At 74.5% G+C, this 16159-nt stretch carries 17 protein-coding genes; 8 read left to right on the forward strand and 9 right to left on the reverse strand.

What is annotated here, in order from left to right:
- Positions 1-81: 81 nt before the first annotated feature.
- The 5 genes from ABZ793_RS11540 to ABZ793_RS11560 form a co-directional block, all read right to left on the reverse strand.
- Entirely contained in the window at positions 82-1659 is a 1578-nt protein-coding gene (locus ABZ793_RS11540) for a trypsin-like serine protease (protein WP_357455529.1), read from the reverse strand.
- A gap of 133 nt (positions 1660-1792) precedes the next feature.
- Positions 1793-3661: an ABC transporter ATP-binding protein gene (locus ABZ793_RS11545; protein WP_357455533.1), complete on the reverse strand. Its 1869-nt coding sequence runs from the start codon at positions 3659-3661 to the stop codon at positions 1793-1795.
- Positions 3658-5478 carry an ABC transporter ATP-binding protein gene (locus ABZ793_RS11550; RefSeq protein ID WP_357455536.1) on the reverse strand — a complete coding sequence of 607 codons (1821 nt, stop codon included), beginning with the start codon at positions 5476-5478 and terminating at the stop codon, positions 3658-3660. Before ABZ793_RS11550 ends, ABZ793_RS11545 begins: the two co-directional genes overlap by 4 nt.
- 48 nt (positions 5479-5526) lie before the next feature.
- Complete coding sequence (locus ABZ793_RS11555; RefSeq protein WP_357455540.1) at positions 5527-6027, reverse strand: methylated-DNA--[protein]-cysteine S-methyltransferase; 501 nt, start codon at positions 6025-6027, stop codon at positions 5527-5529.
- A complete protein-coding gene (locus ABZ793_RS11560) occupies positions 6024-7484 on the reverse strand; it encodes an AlkA N-terminal domain-containing protein (RefSeq protein WP_357455543.1) in 1461 nt (486 codons plus the stop codon). Before ABZ793_RS11560 ends, ABZ793_RS11555 begins: the two co-directional genes overlap by 4 nt.
- A 141-nt stretch (positions 7485-7625) precedes the next feature.
- Between ABZ793_RS11560 and ABZ793_RS11565 the strand changes: the two genes are divergently transcribed.
- Both ABZ793_RS11565 and ABZ793_RS11570 read left to right on the forward strand, forming a co-directional pair.
- Positions 7626-8108 (forward strand): hypothetical protein, encoded by a 483-nt coding sequence (locus ABZ793_RS11565; protein ID WP_350703931.1) that lies wholly within the window; start codon positions 7626-7628, stop codon positions 8106-8108.
- Positions 8109-8158: 50 nt separating this feature from the next.
- Positions 8159-8893: a peptidase E gene (locus ABZ793_RS11570; RefSeq protein ID WP_357455547.1), complete on the forward strand. Its 735-nt coding sequence runs from the start codon at positions 8159-8161 to the stop codon at positions 8891-8893.
- Between the two features lie 3 nt (positions 8894-8896).
- Here ABZ793_RS11570 and ABZ793_RS11575 read toward each other — a convergent pair whose 3' ends face one another.
- Positions 8897-9457, reverse strand: a complete 561-nt coding sequence (locus tag ABZ793_RS11575; RefSeq protein ID WP_357455550.1) for an exonuclease — start codon at positions 9455-9457, stop codon at positions 8897-8899.
- 133 nt (positions 9458-9590) lie between these two features.
- Between ABZ793_RS11575 and ychF the strand changes: the two genes are divergently transcribed.
- The gene (ychF, locus tag ABZ793_RS11580) at positions 9591-10676 is read left to right on the forward strand and encodes a redox-regulated ATPase YchF (protein WP_350703927.1); all 1086 of its coding nucleotides are present in this window, start codon (positions 9591-9593) and stop codon (positions 10674-10676) included.
- A gap of 316 nt (positions 10677-10992) precedes the next feature.
- Here the strand turns inward: ychF and ABZ793_RS11585 are convergent, their stop codons facing one another.
- Positions 10993-11205: a hypothetical protein gene (locus ABZ793_RS11585; RefSeq protein ID WP_357455554.1), complete on the reverse strand. Its 213-nt coding sequence runs from the start codon at positions 11203-11205 to the stop codon at positions 10993-10995.
- A 206-nt stretch (positions 11206-11411) separates the two neighbouring features.
- On the opposite strand from ABZ793_RS11585, the gene ABZ793_RS11590 reads away from it, so the two are divergent.
- The 3 genes from ABZ793_RS11590 to ABZ793_RS11600 are packed head-to-tail and all read left to right on the forward strand — an operon-like array spanning position 11412 to position 13421.
- Complete coding sequence (locus ABZ793_RS11590; RefSeq protein ID WP_357455557.1) at positions 11412-11873, forward strand: hypothetical protein; 462 nt, start codon at positions 11412-11414, stop codon at positions 11871-11873.
- Positions 11860-12420, forward strand: a complete 561-nt coding sequence (locus tag ABZ793_RS11595; RefSeq protein ID WP_357455560.1) for a DUF3995 domain-containing protein — start codon at positions 11860-11862, stop codon at positions 12418-12420. Before ABZ793_RS11590 ends, ABZ793_RS11595 begins: the two co-directional genes overlap by 14 nt.
- Positions 12417-13421 (forward strand): hypothetical protein, encoded by a 1005-nt coding sequence (locus ABZ793_RS11600; RefSeq protein WP_357455563.1) that lies wholly within the window; start codon positions 12417-12419, stop codon positions 13419-13421. Before ABZ793_RS11595 ends, ABZ793_RS11600 begins: the two co-directional genes overlap by 4 nt.
- Before the next feature lie 488 nt (positions 13422-13909).
- On the opposite strand, the gene ABZ793_RS11605 is transcribed toward ABZ793_RS11600, so the two are convergent.
- Together ABZ793_RS11605 and ABZ793_RS11610 are read right to left on the reverse strand one after the other, a co-directional pair.
- A complete protein-coding gene (locus ABZ793_RS11605) occupies positions 13910-14272 on the reverse strand; it encodes a PH domain-containing protein (RefSeq protein ID WP_350679409.1) in 363 nt (120 codons plus the stop codon).
- A gap of 164 nt (positions 14273-14436) precedes the next feature.
- On the reverse strand, positions 14437-15321 hold the full coding sequence (locus ABZ793_RS11610; RefSeq protein WP_357455680.1) for a LysR family transcriptional regulator: 885 nt from the start codon (positions 15319-15321) through the stop codon (positions 14437-14439).
- A gap of 86 nt (positions 15322-15407) precedes the next feature.
- Here ABZ793_RS11610 and ABZ793_RS11615 point away from each other — a divergent pair, with 86 nt between their 5' ends.
- Together ABZ793_RS11615 and ABZ793_RS11620 are read left to right on the forward strand one after the other, a co-directional pair.
- On the forward strand, positions 15408-15770 hold the full coding sequence (locus ABZ793_RS11615; RefSeq protein WP_357455566.1) for a DUF1801 domain-containing protein: 363 nt from the start codon (positions 15408-15410) through the stop codon (positions 15768-15770).
- A complete protein-coding gene (locus tag ABZ793_RS11620) occupies positions 15767-16159 on the forward strand; it encodes a VOC family protein (protein WP_357455569.1) in 393 nt (130 codons plus the stop codon). Before ABZ793_RS11615 ends, ABZ793_RS11620 begins: the two co-directional genes overlap by 4 nt.

A 16159-nucleotide genomic window follows, 5' to 3' on the forward strand; every position in this document is an offset into this window, starting at 1 on the left:
GCCGGCGCGACGGTCGACCGGCCCCGGTGCCGGCGACCCGGTCAACGGGCCGCCGGCCGGGTCAGCGGGGGGCCGGGCCGCTCAGCGGGGGGCCGGGCCGCTCAGCGGGCCCTTGGTGGCCAGCCGGATCCGCAGGCCCCCGTAGGTGCGGGCGTTCGCCCGGTCGAGGATCGTGGAGACCGGGGCGTACGAGTTGCGCTCGTTCGGGTTGGTGCACGCGCCCTGCCCCGGGTCGCCGTGCGACAGGATGCCCAGCGCCTTGCCGTCGGCCTCGGTGAAGAGCGGGCCGCCGCTGTCGCCCGGGCGGGCGCAGATGCGCACGTCGATGCCGCCGCTGGTCTTGCCGATGATCTCCCCGCAGCGGGTGCCGGGCACGTAGCCGGCCCCGGCGCCCGAGTCGACGTACTGCTCGCCGGCCTTCGGCGTGTACGCCGCCCCGGTGGCGCAGACCACCCAGCCGGGCTGGATGGCGCTCCACGGCACGTGCCCGGTGATCGCCACGTCGCGGCTGCCCCGGGTGGCGCACCCGGTGCTGTCCGGCACGCACCAGTAGTTGACCAGGCTGGGCACCTGCGTGGCCCCCGCCGGGTACGCCCACCGCCCGATCGCGCCCGGCTGGTACGGCATGATCGCGTAGTCGTACGGGTAGGCGTTCTCGGCCAGCCCCGACCTCGACGACTCGACGGTCATCGGCACCTTCGGGCCGAGGAACTGGTGCCAGGTGCGGTCCACCAGTTGGTGCCGCCCCCCGACGACACAGTGCCCCGCCGTCAGCACGTACGGGTCGCGCAGCCCGACGAGCACGTTGAAGCCCGTCGTGCAGCCGCCCACGGTGCCGTCGTCGCGCGGCACGTCCAGCCGGATGCCGCCGCGCATCGGCGCCTGCGCGCAGTCACGCGGGTCGCAGGCCTTCTGCACCACGGTGTCGGCGACCCGGGCCTGCGCGCGGGCCGGCACCCCGGCGGCGCGCAGCGCGTCGGCCAGCCGGGGATCGTCGGCGGCGATCCGGTCGCCGGTCAGCACGACGACCTCGTTGGCCCGCTCGTCCACCACCACGTCGGCGCCGGCCGTGGCGTCGAGCGCGGTGGCCAGCCGGGTCGCCGCCTCGGTGAGCTGCCGCAGCGGGTGGCGCACCGGCACCACCCGGACGTGCGCCGCGTCCGGCATGCCGGTCAGCGCCGCCCGGATCGGTTCGACGCCGGTGGCGGCGACGGTCAGCACGCCGCCGGCGGCCTGGTCCAGCCACATCCCGCCGTACGCGGCGGGGAACTCCGTGGCGAGCCGGGCGGCCAGCGGCGCGGACAGCTCTTGGAGGGCGAGCCGCCGGGCCGCCTCGCCGGCGTCGACCCGGTAGCGGTCGCGCAGGTAGGAGACCGAGGCGGGGCTGTCGGCGGCGACCTCGGCGGCCGGTCGGGCCCGGAGGGTCGCCGCCGCGCCCGGCGTGGCGCCGCCTCCGGGGCGGTTGCCGAGTCCGCTGTCGGCGCGGGCCGGCGCGCCCGTCGGGGCGGCGTCGTCGCCCGGCGGCGCCGGGGATTCCTGCGCGGTGGGCGTGGCCGGCGTCCGGCCGGCGTCGCCGAACGGCATCCCGGCGACCGCCGCCGCCCCCAGCGCGCAGGCGACGACCACCCCGGCCACCATCACCCGTCGTCCGAACCGCACTCGCAACCTCCCCCGTCGCCGCCGTCGGGACGACCACCCGGTGGACGATCCGCTCGGCGCGGTGAGTCTAGTGGCACCGGTGATCTTCGTGGGGCCCGCCGACCGTGGGCGGCGGGGCGCCACGGACCGTGGCTCACACCAGCGAGTCGCGCCACTGCCGGTGCAGGGCGGCGTAACGGCCGCCGGCGGCGGCGAGCCGGCCGGGCGGGCCGTCCTCGACGATCCGGCCGCCGTCGAGCACCAGCACCCGGTCGGCCGTCTCCACAGTGGAGAGCCGGTGCGCGATCACCAGGGCGGTGCGGTCGCGCAGGACGGTGCCGAGGGCGCGCTGCACCAGCCGCTCGGTCGGCACGTCCAGCGAGGAGGTCGCCTCGTCCAGGACCAGCACCGCCGGGTCGGCCAGGAACGCCCGGGCGAACGCGACGAGCTGCCGCTGCCCGGCGGAGAGCCGGCCGCCGCGCCGGTGCACCTGCGTGGCGTACCCCTCGGGGAGGGCCGCGATGAAGTCGTGCGCGCCGATCGCCCGGGCGGCGGCCTCCACGGCGGCGTCGTCGGCGCCGGGACGGCCGAACCGGATGTTCTCCGCGACCGTCCCGCCGAAGAGGTGGGTCTCCTGGGTCACCAGCACCACCGCGCGGCGCAGCTCGGCGTCGGCGACCTCGCGCAGGTCGACGCCGTCCAGGCTGACCGTGCCGGCGAGCGGGTCGTGGAACCGGGCGAGCAGCTTGGCGACGGTCGACTTGCCGGCGCCGGTCGGCCCGATCAACGCCACGGTCTGCCCGGCCGGGACGGCGAGGTCGAGCCCGGCGAGGATGGGCGCGTCCGGGCGGTAGCCGAAGGTGACCGCGCGGAAGGCGACCGCCCCGCGCCCCGGCCCGGTGGGCAGCGGCACGGGCCGGGCCGGCTCGGCCACCGAGGGCCGCTCGTCGAGCACCCCGGCCAGTTTCTCCAGGGCCGCCGTGGCCGACTGCAACGAGTTGTAGAACTGGCTCAGCTCCTGCATCGGCTCGAAGAACCGCCGCAGGTAGAGCAGGAACGCGGCCAGCACCCCGATCTCGGTCGCCCCGCCGAGCACCCGCCAACCGCCGTAGCAGAGCACCACCGCCACGGTCACGTTGCCGATCACCTTGATCCCCGGCGAGTACGTCGCCATCAGCCGGAACGCGTGCCGGCTCGCCACCCGGTAGTCGTCGTTGACCGCCGCGAAGATCCGCTGGTTGCGCGGCTCCCGGCGGAACGCCTGCACCGCCCGGATGCCCCGCATCGACTCGACGAAGTGGACGATGACCAGCGCCACGGTCTCCCGGGTGCGCCGCCACGCGTCCGCCGACGCCCGCGCGAACCAGCGGGACAGCCAGAACAGGAACGGGAACGCGAGCAGGGTCACCGCGGCCAGCGGCGGGTCCAGCCAGAGCAGGATGCCGGCCACCGACAGGATCGACAGCACCGCCAGCACCAGGCCGTCGATGCCGCCGCCGACCAGTTCCCCGATCGAGTCCAGGTCGCTGGTGAGCCGGGAGACCATCCGGCCGGAGGTGTACCGCTCGTGGAACGCCACCGACAGGCGCAGGAAGTGGCCGTACACCCGCTGGCGGAGGTCGAGCAGGATGGCCTGGCCGATCCGCGCGGAGAGGGTGAGGAACCCCCGGCGGGCGGCGTACTCGACGACGGTGGCGGCGGCGAACGCGGCGGCGACGGCCAGCAGCGGGCCGGGCTCGCCGGCCCGCAGCGGCGCGATGGCCCGGTCGATGCCGAGCATGACGAGGTACGGCCCGGCCATCGCGGCGGCGTTCTGGCCGAGCAGCAGCGCGACGGCCAGCCCGAGCCGGCGCCGGTGCGGGCGCAGCAGGTCGCGCAGCAGCACCCGGCTGCGGGCCCGGAGCCGGGCCACCGCCTCCGGCGTGGTGTCCTCGGCGTGGCTGCGGTCGGCGTCGGGGTCGGTGGCGACGCCGCGCCACCGGGCGAGGTCCGCCCCGCCCGGGTGGGCGGCCCCGCCGGTCACGACCGCACCAGGCCGCGACCGTCGGGCGGCGCCGGGGCCGGCTCGGCGGAGAGCACCGCGCGGTACGCCGGCACGTCGGCGAGCAGTTCGGAGTGCCGCCCGACGGCGGTGATCCGGCCCCCCTCCAGCAGCGCCACCCGGTCGGCGAGGGCGATCGTGGAGGGCCGGTGGACCACCAGCAGCGCGGTCGTGCTGCGCAGCACCCGCTTCAACGCGGCCTCCACCAGCGCCTCGGTGTGCACGTCGAGCGCGGAGAGCGGGTCGTCCAGCACGAGCAGCGCCGGCCGGCCGAGCACCGCCCGGGCCAGGGCCAGCCGCTGGCGTTGCCCGCCGGAGAGCGACAGCCCCTGCTCGCCCACCCGGGTGGCCAGCCCCCACGGCAGCTCGTACGCGAAGTCCGCCTGGGCCAGCGTGAGGGCGGCCCGGACCTCGTCCTCCCCGGCCTCCGGCCGGCCCAGGGTGAGGTTCTCCCACACCGACATGGAGAACAGCGTCGGCTCCTCGAAGGCCACCCCGACCAGCCGGCGCAGCGAGGACAGCCGCAGGTCGCGCAGGTCGTGCCCGTCCAGGGTGATCCGGCCACCGGTCACGTCGTGCAGCCGGGGCACCAGGGAGAGCAGTGTGCTCTTGCCGCAGCCGGTCGCCCCGACCAGCGCCACGGTCTCGCCCGGCTCGACGGTCAGGTCGACCTCCCGCAGCACCGGCGTCGCGGTGCCCGGGTAGCGGAACGAGACCCGCTCGAAGCGCAGCCGGCCGCGCACCTCGCCGCGGCCCAGGGCGACCGCGCCCGGGGCGTCCACGATGGCGGGTGGGCTGTCCAGCACCTCCAGCACCCGGTCGGCGGCGGTCGCCGCCTCCTGGCCGTTGGCGACGATCCAGCCCAGCGACTGCACCGGCCAGATCAGCATCAGCTGGAGGCTGACGAACGCGACCAGCTCGCCGATGGTCAGCACGCCCCCGGCGGTGGCCGCCGCGCCGGCCACCAGCACCACGCCCAGGGTCAGGTTCGGCACCAGGTCGAGCAGGGCGGAGGTGCGGGCCAGCAGCCGGCCCTTGCCGACCCCGGTGTCGTGCAGCGCCCAGGCGTCGGCCGCGAACCGGGCGGCCAGTTCCCGCCCCCGCCCGTACGCCTTCATCGTGCGCAGCCCCTGCGCGGTCTCCTCGACCAGCGTGGCCACGTCGCCCTGCTGGTCCTGCATCCGGCGGGAGGCGGCGTGGTAGCGCCGGGCGAAGCGCCGGGTGATCAGGAACAGCGGCACCGCGCTCGCCGCCACCAGCAGCCCCAGCGCGGGGTGCAGCCGGATCAGCAGCGCCACCACGGCCAGGTAGGTCACCAGGTTGAGGACCAGGAAGAACATGCCGAAGGAGAGGAACCGGCGCAGCACCGAGAGGTCGCTGGTGATCCGGGACAGGAGCTGGCCGGACTGCCACCGGTCGTGGAAGCTGGCCGGCAGCCGCTGCAGGTGGGCGTAGACGTCGGCGCGGATCGCCGCCTCGATCCGCATCGAGGACGACGACTGCACCCAGCGCCGGATGAAGATCAGCAGCGCCTCGACCAGGCCGAGCAGCAGCGCCAGCCCGGCCAGCCGGAACAGCCCGGCCGGGTCCTGCCGGGCGACCGGGCCGTCCACCACCCGCTGCGTCACCAGCGGTACGGCGATGCCCGCCCCGGTGGCGGCGAGCCCGGCCAGCAGCAGCCAGCCGAACTCGGCCGCGTGGGGGCGCAGGTAGTGGCGCAGCCGCCAGAGGTTGCGCAGCGGATGCGGGCCGGCCTCGACCCCCCGGGGAGCCGGGTTGCCGTCGCCGTCCGCAGGCACTACCCGACGGTAGCGGCAAACGGGTGCGGCGCCGCTGTCAGCTTCCCGTCACGGCCGCTCGTGCCCGAGAAGCCACTTCTTCACGTCCAGCCCCCAGCGGTAGCCGCCGAGCGTCCCGTCGGTGCGCAGCACCCGGTGACAGGGGACGAACAGGGCGACCGCGTTGCGGGCGCAGGCCGCCGCGGCGGCCCGTACGGCCGCGGGGCGGCCGGCCAGCCCGGCGAACCCGGTGTAGGTCACCGGATCACCCGGCTTCACCTCGCGCAGCACCTGCCAGGCGTGCGCCATGAAGACGCCGCCGGTGTGCTGCTCCACCGGCACGGTGTCGATCGCGGTCAGCTCGCCGTCCAGGTAGGCCGCGACGGCGGCGGTCACCGGGCCGAGGTCGACCCGGCGTCGCAGCGGGGCCCGCAGCGTCGGGTGCACCAGGGGGAGCAGGTGCTCGGGTTCGCCGGTGAAGCCCGCCGCCCGGACCGCCCCGTTTGGGCCGGCCACGATGCTGAGCGGTCCGGCGGGGGTGTCGACGACGGTGCTGTCGTTCATGCTCATGCTGCTCTCCAGAGTCGGATCACCGCGTACGAGCGCCAGGGGCGCCAGCGGTCGGCGTACGCGTCGAGGGTCTTCGGGTCGTCGGGCAGGCCGAGGGCGGCGGCGCCCCGGCGTACCGCGAGGTCGGTGGGGAGGAGGACGTCCGGGTCGCCGAGGGCGCGCATCGCGACGTAGCCGGCGGTCCAGGGGCCGATCCCGGGCAGCGCCAGCAGCCGCCGGACGCTCTCCTCCCGGTTCCCGCCGGGCGCCAGGTCCAGCGACCCGTCGGCGACGGCCCCGGCCAGGGCCCGGATCGTCGCCCGCCGCCCCGCCGGCATCCCGAACACCTCGTCCGGCGCCCCGAGCACCTCCTCGGCGGTGGGGAAGCCGGCCAGCCACGGCCCGGGCCCCTCCCCGGTGTCGGAAGGGTCGGGGCCGGGCGGACGGAGGTGGTCCAGCAGGCGGGTGAGGGTGGTGCGGGCCGAGCGGACGGAGACCTGCTGGCCGACGATCGCGCGCAGGGCCATCTCGAAGCCGTCGACCGAGCGGGGGAGGCGGATGCCCGGCTCGGCGGCGACCGCCCCGGCGAGGGCCGGGTCGGCGGCGAGGGTGCCGTCGACGGCGACCGGGTCGGCGTCGAGGTCGAGCAGGCGGCGGCAGCGGGCCACCGCGGGGGCCAGGTCGCGCATGTCGGTGAGCCGCAGCGTGGCGCTCACGTGCCCGTCCGCCGGGGTCAGGGTCGCCTCGCCCGGGCCGTGCGGCAGCCGCAGGCCCCGGCGGTACGTCCCGTCGCGCACCTCCTCGACGCCGGGCAGCGCGCGCAGCGCGAGGAAGTCCAGCAGCGCCCCCGCGTGCAGCGGCGGGCGGTACGCGAGCCGCAGCGTGATGGTGCCCGCCCCGCCCGGCGCGGCGCACCGGCCGCGGGCGGTACGCAGCTCGGACGGGGCCGTCCCGTACACCTCGCGGACCGTGTCGTTGAACTGCCGGACGCTGCCGAACCCGGCGGCGAACGCGATCTCCGCCATGCCCAGGCCGGTGGTCTCGATCAGGGTGCGGGCGGTCTGCGCGCGCTGCGCCCGGGCCAGGGCGAGGGGGCCGGCGCCCATCTCCGCCCGCAGCATCCGGTGCAGGTGCCGCTCGGTGTAGCCGAGCCGGGCGGCCAGCCCCGGGATACCGTCCCGGTCGACGACCCCGTCGGCGATGAGCCGCATCGCCCGGCCGACCACGTCCGCCCGGACGTCCCAGTGCGGGGAGCCGGGGGCGGCGTCCGGCCGGCACCGCCGGCAGGCGCGCAGCCCGGCGCCCTGGGCCGCCGCGGCGGAGGGGAAGAACCGGACGTTCTGCCGCTTCGGCGTCATCGCGGGGCAGGACGGCCGGCAGTAGATCCCGGTCGAGGTCACGCCGGTGTAGAACCAGCCGTCGAACCGCTGGTCGCGGCTGTCGACGGCCCGGTAGCACCGCTCGAAGTCCAATTCCACGTCACCGATGATGCCCCTGCTCGGCGCCCTCGGCTCGCGGAAATCGGACGCGGCCGTGCGGGTGGGAACGGGACGTCCGGCGCGGAAAGTGTCGGTTGTGGCCGGTACCGTCCGGTCACCAACTCAAGAAGGGGTGCGGCAATGGCGAGCGTGGCGGGTCGGGAAGCGGCGTCGACACGGGACGGGCACCCCCCGCTGGACGACGCGGTGGTGCAGGGCTTCTACGACCGGATGCGCGCGGTAGCCCCGTCCGCCGTCGGCGCGATCGAGCGGGACCGGGCCGGTGACCCGGGTCGGGCGTTCGGCGACACCGCCTGCGGTCGGCTGGTGCGTTCGCTGGACGCCGACGGGCTCCGCGCGCTGGGCATGTGGGTGCACCACTGGTGCATGCGCTTCTACGACGACGACACCCGGGTGGCGCTGCGCCTGGTCCGGGAGATCGCCGGCCGTCCCGGGCTGGGCTGGACGGCCGACGAGGTGCGCTGGATGCTCCGCGAGTCGTACGCGGCGGGTCCCGCCGCCGAGGCCCGCTTCACGTTGCCGCTCGCCGCCGCCGGGGCACTGGCACCGGGCGCCCTGCGGATCGAGCCGGTCGTCCCGCGCCAGCCCGGCCCCCGCGACTGACCGACGGCGCGGCAGGATGGGCGGCGCCGACAACCGACGGAAGGACGACCGTGCCCGCCAGCGAACCGACCATCCTCGCCACCAGCATGGGCATCTACGCTCCCCGCCACGACGGCGGGGCCCGGCGGGTCAACCCCGTCTTCGACCTCGCCGCCGAGTTGGCCGGGGCCGGGCCCGAGCCGAGGCTCTGCTTCCTCAACCAGGCCGAGGGCGACCAGCCGACCACGCTGGCCCGGGTCTACGAGGCGTTCGCCGGCAGCCGGTTCCGGATGACGCACCTGGCGCTCTTCCCGATGCCGAACGTCGACGACATCCGCGCCCACCTGCTCGCCCAGGACGTCGTGTGGGTGGGCGGTGGCAGCGTCGCGAACCTCTGCGCGGTGTGGCGGGTGCACGGCCTCGGCGAGATCCTGCGGGAGTGCTGGGAGGCCGGCGTCGTGCTGGGCGGCGTCTCCGCCGGCTCGATCTGCTGGCACGCCGGCGGCGCCACCGACAGCTTCGGCACCACGCTGCGCGGCTTCACCGACGGGCTGGGCTGGCTGCCCTACGGCAACGGCGTGCACTACGACAGCGAGGAGCAGCGCCGGCCGCTGATGCACCGGCTGGTCGGCGACGGCACGCTGCCGACCGCGCACTGCACCGACGACGGCACCGGCCTGCTCTACCGGGGCGAGCGGCTGGTCGAGGCGGTCGCGGACCGTCCGGGCGTCTGCGCGTACGAGGTCAGCCGTGGCCCGGACGGCAGCGTGCGGGAGACCCCGATCGGGCCGCGCCTGCTCGGCTGACTCCTACCGCTCCCGGCTGCGGCGACGCAGGGCCGCGTCGAAGACCTGGGCCAGCTCGGCGGCGTCCTCCCCGGCGTGGTGGGTGTGCGGCACGTCGGTCAGGCCCAGCTCGTGCTTGATCGTGCCCTTGCGGGTCCGCACCCACTCGCAGCCGGTCAGCCCCATCCAGTAGCTGCGCAGGTCGACACCGGAACCGGTGGCGCCGAACGGGCTGTGCCCGGCGAACCGGGTGAAGTACCAGTGCACGAACATGCCGTCCCAGACGGCCGGGGCGGCGAGGAACACCGGGCGGCCGATCTCGCGCAGCCCGTTGACCCATCTCGCGGCGGCGCCCATCGCCTCCTCGGCCGGGGGCGCCTCCCGGAGCAGCCGGTCCCGGTCCAGGCCGGAGACGGCGAGCGCGGCCGGCACGAACTCGTCGGAGATCGGCTTCAGCTCGGTGTAGAAGGTCAGCTCGGGGTGGCCGGCGACGGCCATGCCGAGCGAGATCATGCTGTACGGCCCGGGGATCGGCCCGTCCGCCTCCACGTCGACCGCGACGTACAGCTCCGGCAGCCGGCTCATCCCGCCTCCTTGGGGTCGCTCGCGCGGAACCGTGGCACCGTAACAACGGTCGGGCGCTCTCCGGCGGCTGTTTTCCGCCGGTGCGGAACCTGCCTGTCCAAGGGCGGCGGCGAACGGCGTAAGCTGGCTCGTCGTGAGTCTCACCATCGGCATCGTCGGCCTGCCCAACGTCGGCAAGAGCACCCTGTTCAACGCGCTGACCAAGAACGACGTGCTCGCGGCGAACTACCCGTTCGCCACCATCGAGCCCAACGTCGGCGTTGTCGGGCTGCCGGACGAGCGGCTGCACAAGCTCGCCGAGATCTTCAGCTCGCAGAAGGTGCTGCCCGCCCCCGTGTCGTTCGTCGACATCGCCGGCCTGGTGCGTGGCGCCTCCAAGGGGCAGGGCCGGGGCAACGCGTTCCTGGCGAACATCCGCGACGCCTCGGCGATCTGCCAGGTGGTGCGGGCCTTCTCCGACCCGAACGTGGTGCACGTCGACGGCAAGGTCTCCCCGGCCGACGACATCGAGACGATCAACACCGAGCTGATCCTCGCCGACCTCCAGACCCTGGAGAAGGCGGTGCCGCGGCTGGAGAAGGAGGCCAAGCTCCGCAAGGACCGGGCCGCCGCGGTGACCGCCGCCAAGAAGGCCGTCGAGCTGCTCGACACCGGCGTCACCCTCTACGCGGGTGCCAAGGACGCGGGCATCGAGCTGGAGCACCTGCGCGAGCTGCACCTGCTCACCACGAAGCCCTTCCTGTACGTCTTCAACGTCGACGAGGCCGAGCTGGGCAACGCCGAGTTCCTCGACGAACTGCGCGCCCTGGTCGCCCCGGCCGAGGCCGTCTTCATGGACGCCAAGATCGAGTCCGAGCTGGTGGACCTGCCCGAGGAGGAGGCCCGCGAGCTGCTGGAGTCGATCGGTCAGCAGGAGCCGGGCCTGGACCAGCTCGTCCGGGTCGGCTTCCGCACGCTCGGGCTCCAGACGTACCTCACCGCCGGCCCCAAGGAGGCGCGGGCCTGGACCGTCCCGGTCGGCGCGACCGCGCCGGAGGCCGCGGGGGTCATCCACTCCGACTTCCAGCGCGGCTTCATCAAGGCCGAGGTGGTCTCCTACGCCGACCTGGTCGCCGCCGGGTCGATGGCGGCGGCCAAGGCGGCGGGCAAGGTCCGCATCGAGGGCAAGGAGTACGTGATGCAGGACGGCGACGTCGTGGAGTTCCGCTTCAACGTCTGAGCCCGGCCGGTTCCCACAGGTCAGAAGGTGTGCCCTCGTTCTGGGGCACACAACCCCACACCTCATCGACCGCGGCGGGTGCGCTCCTCCGAGTCCGGCATCAGGTGCCCGTACGTCGACAGGAGCAGGTTCGCGTTTTCGTGCCCCAGCCGCTCGGCGACCACGGGGTGGCCGCCGGTGGCCAGCTCCGACCCCGGGATCCGGGTCCGTGCCGGGCGAGGTTGGGTGGCGGACCGTGCGGCGGCCCGCTCCCCAAGAGGGCGAGTCGGCGGCAGACAGATGGCCAGGTAGGGCTTTCTGCTCGCGCGAGGCTCGCTCAGGTGCTCGGCGGGTTTTGGCCGCGCCGCCATACCTCACCTTGGACGGCATGACGCTCTGCCGCGTACCGCTCTTGCGTAGACCGGGCATCGCGGGCCGAAGCCGAGTCCTCGGGCGAGGAGAAACGCTTCCGGTCACGCCAGCCAACGAAGACGAACGCCGCGATCAGTAACGCGGCGAACGTTATGAGGGACACCACCACCGGCTTCATGCCATCGACGCTACGGCATACGCGCCAGAAACGCCCTCCGCCTCAGTCCGGCCGACCGGTCGGGTGACCAACTGGGTGACGACCGACGCGGCCAACGCTGGACGCTCATGGACGCGGGCGGTATTCCCACTGCTCCCACCCGCGGGGGAGAAGGTTCCCTCATCGACGGGAGGAGGCGGGGGGCCACCGCCAATACCGTCGTATCCATGGTCAATAACGTTCACCCCCGGCGATGGCCGGCGTACGCCCTGGCGGTCCTGTTCCTCGGGTACGCCGCGGGGAAGGCCGTCTTCGCCGCCCAGTCCCGGCTCGGGTTCCCGGGTGGCCCGGTCGTGTCCGCCGCCGAGCACGAGAGCTACGCCCGCGACGTCATGGGCGTGGCCACCGCGCAGTGGTCGGCGACCGCTACCGGGTTGTTGGCCGCGTGCCTCGCCGTCGCCACGGTGACGACGCTGGGGCGCCGGGTGCCGAGGATGGTGATGCTGCTGGCGCTGGCCGGCATGCTGCTGGCCGTCGGGGCCGGTGCCATGATCATGGTCGTGGACGGCTTCGTCGGCATCGGTGTGGGCTGGCAGTGGTACCACGCGATCCTCGGGCTCGTCGTGATCGGGCTGCTCCTGGAGACGATCCGGTCCTACGCGACGGCGACGAAGCGTGTCGCGGCCTGATCGCGCGCGCTGGGGCGCGTACGGGGCGGCGGCCTGCGCCGTGGCGTACGGCTCGATGAAGCTCGCGCAGGCGCTGGGGGCCAACGCGCTCGCCGACAAGGACCCGCTGCCCCCGGAGATGCGGGAACGGCTGCTCGCGCGAGACCCGCTGTTCGTAGCGAGCCACTGGGCGTTGGCCACCGCCGCCGTGGTCGGCGTCGTGGTCGCGCTGGCGACGCTGCGGCCCGGGCGGGCGGCCCTCCCGCGTCGCCTGCTGCTCGCGATCGCCTGGACGCTGGGGGTCTTCATGATCGCCCGGTCGATCGGGGTGCTGGGGTTCGGCTTCGTCGGCGACACGCTGCTGCTGGCCGGAGTCCGCCCGCCCCCGGCCGGGCACGCCGCGCTGGCCCGCGAACTGGCACGGTGGGACCTGCTGCTGTGGTCGCCGTTCTTCCTGCTCTGGGGGATGTGCTGGACGGCGGCGGGATGGCGGCTGCACCGAAGGTCCACTGTGGCCGGTGGTCCGGCGTCGGCCGTGGATGCGGCGAGCCCTACCATCTCGCCATGATTACTCCGCCGTTGGCACTCGACGTGCTCGCCCGCTACCCCGGGCTGGAGAAGCTCGGCCGCACGGCCACCCGGCTGCACCCCCGTCGCGGGGCGGTCACGGCCACGGAGAGCCACGTCGGAGGGCCGCTGCTGTGGCCGGCCGACGAGCCCTGGCCCACCTGCGCCACGCCGTGCATGGTGCAGGAGGAGGTGCCGATCCCGGCCGAACTGTTGGCCCGGATGCGGGAGGCGGAGAGCCGCCGTACGGTGGCGCACGTGCTGGCCGACGGCGAGATCGAGCTGCACGAGGAGCTCGCCCGGCTGGTCGGCCCGGGTTTCAGCGGTTGGGGCTCGGTGAACGGCGGCCCGACGGTGGGCTACCGGTACGGGCCGCGACCCCACCCCCGGCCGAACCCGATGGTGGCGCTGGCGCAACTGCGCGCGGCGGACGTCCCCGACCTGCCCCGGCCCGGCGGGGCGGACCTGTTGCAGGTGCTGTGGTGCCCGTTCGAGCACGACACGCCGCCGTGGGGGCCGATCGTGGAGCTGCGGTGGCGGCGGGAGGCGGACGTCACCGCCACGCTGACGGAGCCGCCGCGCGGCGAGACCGGGACGGAAGGGTACGTGCCCCAGCCGTGCCGGCTGCACCCGGAGCAGATCGTCGAGTATCCGTACGTCGAGGAGTTGCCGGCGGAACTGCGGGCGCTCGCCGAAGCGGACGAGGAGTACCTCGACACCTTCATGGCGCCCGGATGGAAGGTCGGCGGGTACGCCCGGTGGAGCCTCACGGACCTGCTCCCGACGCCGTGCCCCCGCTGCGCCGGTCCCACGACGCTGGCCCTCGTCATCGACTCCTCGGAGCACGGGGCCGACCGGTGGCGCCCGACCCGGGCGGACGGCGCCCCGGACGACGACGACCCGTACGAGCCGACCGGCGTGGTCGTCGGCCGCTATGGCGCGCTGCGCATCTTCGTGTGCCTGACCTGCCCGGACGTGCCGTTCCTGCTCGACCAGCAGTGAGGCCTGCGGTGTCGACGGCTGTCCGGGCCGACCCCGACCGGGCGGCTGCCGCGCGAACGCCTGGCCGAGCGCATCCGCACCCTGCTCTCGTCGCAGAACATGTGCGCGCTTGCCACCGCCGGGCCGGACGGACGGTCCCTGGTCGGGAACGGCGCGGACCGTGTGGTGCCGCCGTCCCCCTGGGGCGACGAGGAGGTGCGACGGGCGAAACCGCGACGCCCCGGTGGCGCCGCTGGCTGCCATCCGTCGTCAAGGCGGGACGAGTGGAACACCATGGGTGTCAAACAGGTGCGTTGGCGGCCATGGTGTTCCACTCGCCGGAGTAGCGGGACATGCCCCGTTGTCGCCTGCGGTCAGCCGCTGGCGGAGCGGTCCGCTCGACCTGATCGGCGGCCAGCACAGGCAGGGCGATCGTGACCTGGCCGCCACGCTGTTCTGCCGGGCTGCCGAGGCGGAGTGTCGCGCCCTGCTCGACCGCGCCGACCAACTCAGCTGATGTGGTGGAGGATCACGTTGTGCACGTGGTGGCTCTTCTGGGCGCCGCGGAACTCCACCTCGTAGGTGTGCGTGCCGACGTGGATCGCGATCGCGCCGGTGGAGAAGAACGAGCCGCCCCAGGACTTGTTGCTGACCACGCTGACGCTCGTGATCTTCGAGTACGGGATGCTGGTGATGGCGTACCGTTTGCCGACGAAGGAGCGGTCCTGGATGATCACGCGCCGGTCGGTCAGGCCGATGAAGCCCGTGCCCGTGCCGACGGCGTCGTAGACGGCGATGATCTGTTCCCCGTGGAGCAGGCCGCTCTGGATCTGCTGGAACTGCTCCTTGCGGTCGTACGTCGCGTTGGCCATGACCTCACGGTAGGCCGGGCGTGCCAGCCCAAGATCACTCTCGGCGCGCCAGGACGAGGAACTCGCCGTCGCCCCGGCCCGCCGGCTCTCCGCCCCAGCCGCCGTGAATCCGCTCGACTGCGAGCCCGGCGGCCCGCAACGACCCGCGCCGAACGTGGCGCGGGTCAGCGTGCGTTCGCGTCGGTCGCGGCCCGGACGAACTCGCGGACCCGGGCCGTGGTGTTGCTCTCCCGCCAGACCAGGCCGCGCCGGATCGGGGGCGCGTCGCGGATCGGCACGTACGCCACGTCGGGGCGGGGGTAGTAGCGCCGGGTGTGCTCGCCCACGGGCAGCACGCCCCGCCCCATCGCGACCAACGTCAGCATCTCCGAGAAGGTGTTGCCGGCCGGCCCCTTCGGCACCGGCCGCCCCGACGGGGTGTGCTCGGGCGTGCGGTCGCGCTTGAACTCCGCCGAGGTCACCGCCGGGTACTGCACCACCGGGTGGTCGCCGAGCACCTCCAGGGAGACGGACTCCTGCCGGGTCAGCGGGTGCCCCGCCGGCACCGCGAGCACCCGCTCCTCCTCCAGCAGCGCCGGCCCGCAGGCCATCCCGTCGAATGGGTACGCGGCCATCAGGATGTCGATCGAGCCGTCGACCAGGCTCGGCCGCGAGTTGAAGAGTTGGACCTCGTGCACCTCGACCTGGCAGTCCGGGTGGCGCTGCGCGAACAGGGCGACGGCCTTGAGCAGCACCGGGGCGGTCCACTCGCCGAGGAAGGCGACCCGCAGCCGCCCGGTGACGCCCCGCCCCGCCTCGACGGCCCGGCGTACCGCCTCGTCCATGCCGACGACCAGCGGCGCCAGGTCGTCGGCGAGCTGCCGGCCGATGGGGGTGAGCTGCACGACCCGGCTGGTGCGGGCGAACAGCGGGGCGCCGATGCGACGTTCCAGCTTCTTGACCACGTGGCTGATCCGCCCGGTCGTCACCCGCAGGCGTTCGGCCGTCCGGCCGAAGTGCAACTCCTCGGCGAGCGTCAGGAAGGTCTCCAGCTCGTGGCGTTCCAGCACGTCGGTGTCCCGTCGTTGAATCCGGCTCAACGATCGTAGTGTGATCGCGTCTTGGTCGGCCGGGCCGGTCGGCGCATCGTGGGGGCATGGAAACGACGACAGTGACCGACTACCTGGCGGGTCTCGACGCCCCGCTGCGGGAGATCGGCGAGAAGCTCCTCCCCGTCATCGAGGCGGCGCTGCCGGGCGCGACGGGGGCGGTATGGCACGGCCACCCGGTCTGGGGCCTCGGCGACCGGCCGGGCCGGCGACCCGTCTGCCTGGTGAAGGCGTACGCCGCGTACGTCACCTTCGGGCTGTGGCGCGGGCGGGAGATCATCGACCCGTCGGGGCGGCTCGTCCCGGGCGCCCGGCAGATGGCCGCGGTGAAGCTGCGGACCCTCGCCGACGTCGACCCGGCCCTGTTCACCGACTGGCTGCGCCAGGCCCACGACCTGGAGGCGAAGTGAGCGCGGTGCGGGTCACGGGCTTCGACCACCTGGTGCTCAACGTCTCCGACGTCGAGCGGGCGCTGGGCTTCTACTGCGACGTGCTGGGCCTGGCCCCGGTGCGGGTCGACGAGTGGCGGGCCGGCAAGGTCCCGTTCCCGTCGGTACGCGTCAGCCCGGAGACCATCATCGACCTCGTCCGTCGGGACCGGGGCGAATCCAACGTGGACCACTTCTGCCTGGTGGTGGAGCCGCTGGACTGGCAGCGCGTCGTCGAGGTGGGGGTGTTCACGGTTCTGGAGGGACCGGTGGGCCGGTTCGGCGCGCGCGGCAGCGCCACCTCCCTCTACGTGCGGGACCCGGACGGCAACTCCGTCGAGTTGCGCTGGTACCCCCAGGACGCCGATTAG

This window comes from Micromonospora sp. NPDC047465 (genome assembly GCF_040643125.1).
Taxonomy (GTDB): domain Bacteria; phylum Actinomycetota; class Actinomycetes; order Mycobacteriales; family Micromonosporaceae; genus Micromonospora.

Coding starts and splice junctions, on each gene's coding strand:
- ABZ793_RS11555 (WP_357455540.1), bottom strand. CDS start 6,027: ATGAGCATGAACGACAGCACCGTCGTCGACACCCCCGCCGGACCGCTC.
- ABZ793_RS11565 (WP_350703931.1), top strand. CDS start 7,626: ATGGCGAGCGTGGCGGGTCGGGAAGCGGCGTCGACACGGGACGGGCAC.
- ABZ793_RS11575 (WP_357455550.1), bottom strand. CDS start 9,457: ATGAGCCGGCTGCCGGAGCTGTACGTCGCGGTCGACGTGGAGGCGGAC.
- ABZ793_RS11585 (WP_357455554.1), bottom strand. CDS start 11,205: ATGAAGCCGGTGGTGGTGTCCCTCATAACGTTCGCCGCGTTACTGATC.
- ABZ793_RS11590 (WP_357455557.1), top strand. CDS start 11,412: ATGGTCAATAACGTTCACCCCCGGCGATGGCCGGCGTACGCCCTGGCG.
- ABZ793_RS11600 (WP_357455563.1), top strand. CDS start 12,417: ATGATTACTCCGCCGTTGGCACTCGACGTGCTCGCCCGCTACCCCGGG.
- ABZ793_RS11605 (WP_350679409.1), bottom strand. CDS start 14,272: ATGGCCAACGCGACGTACGACCGCAAGGAGCAGTTCCAGCAGATCCAG.
- ABZ793_RS11615 (WP_357455566.1), top strand. CDS start 15,408: ATGGAAACGACGACAGTGACCGACTACCTGGCGGGTCTCGACGCCCCG.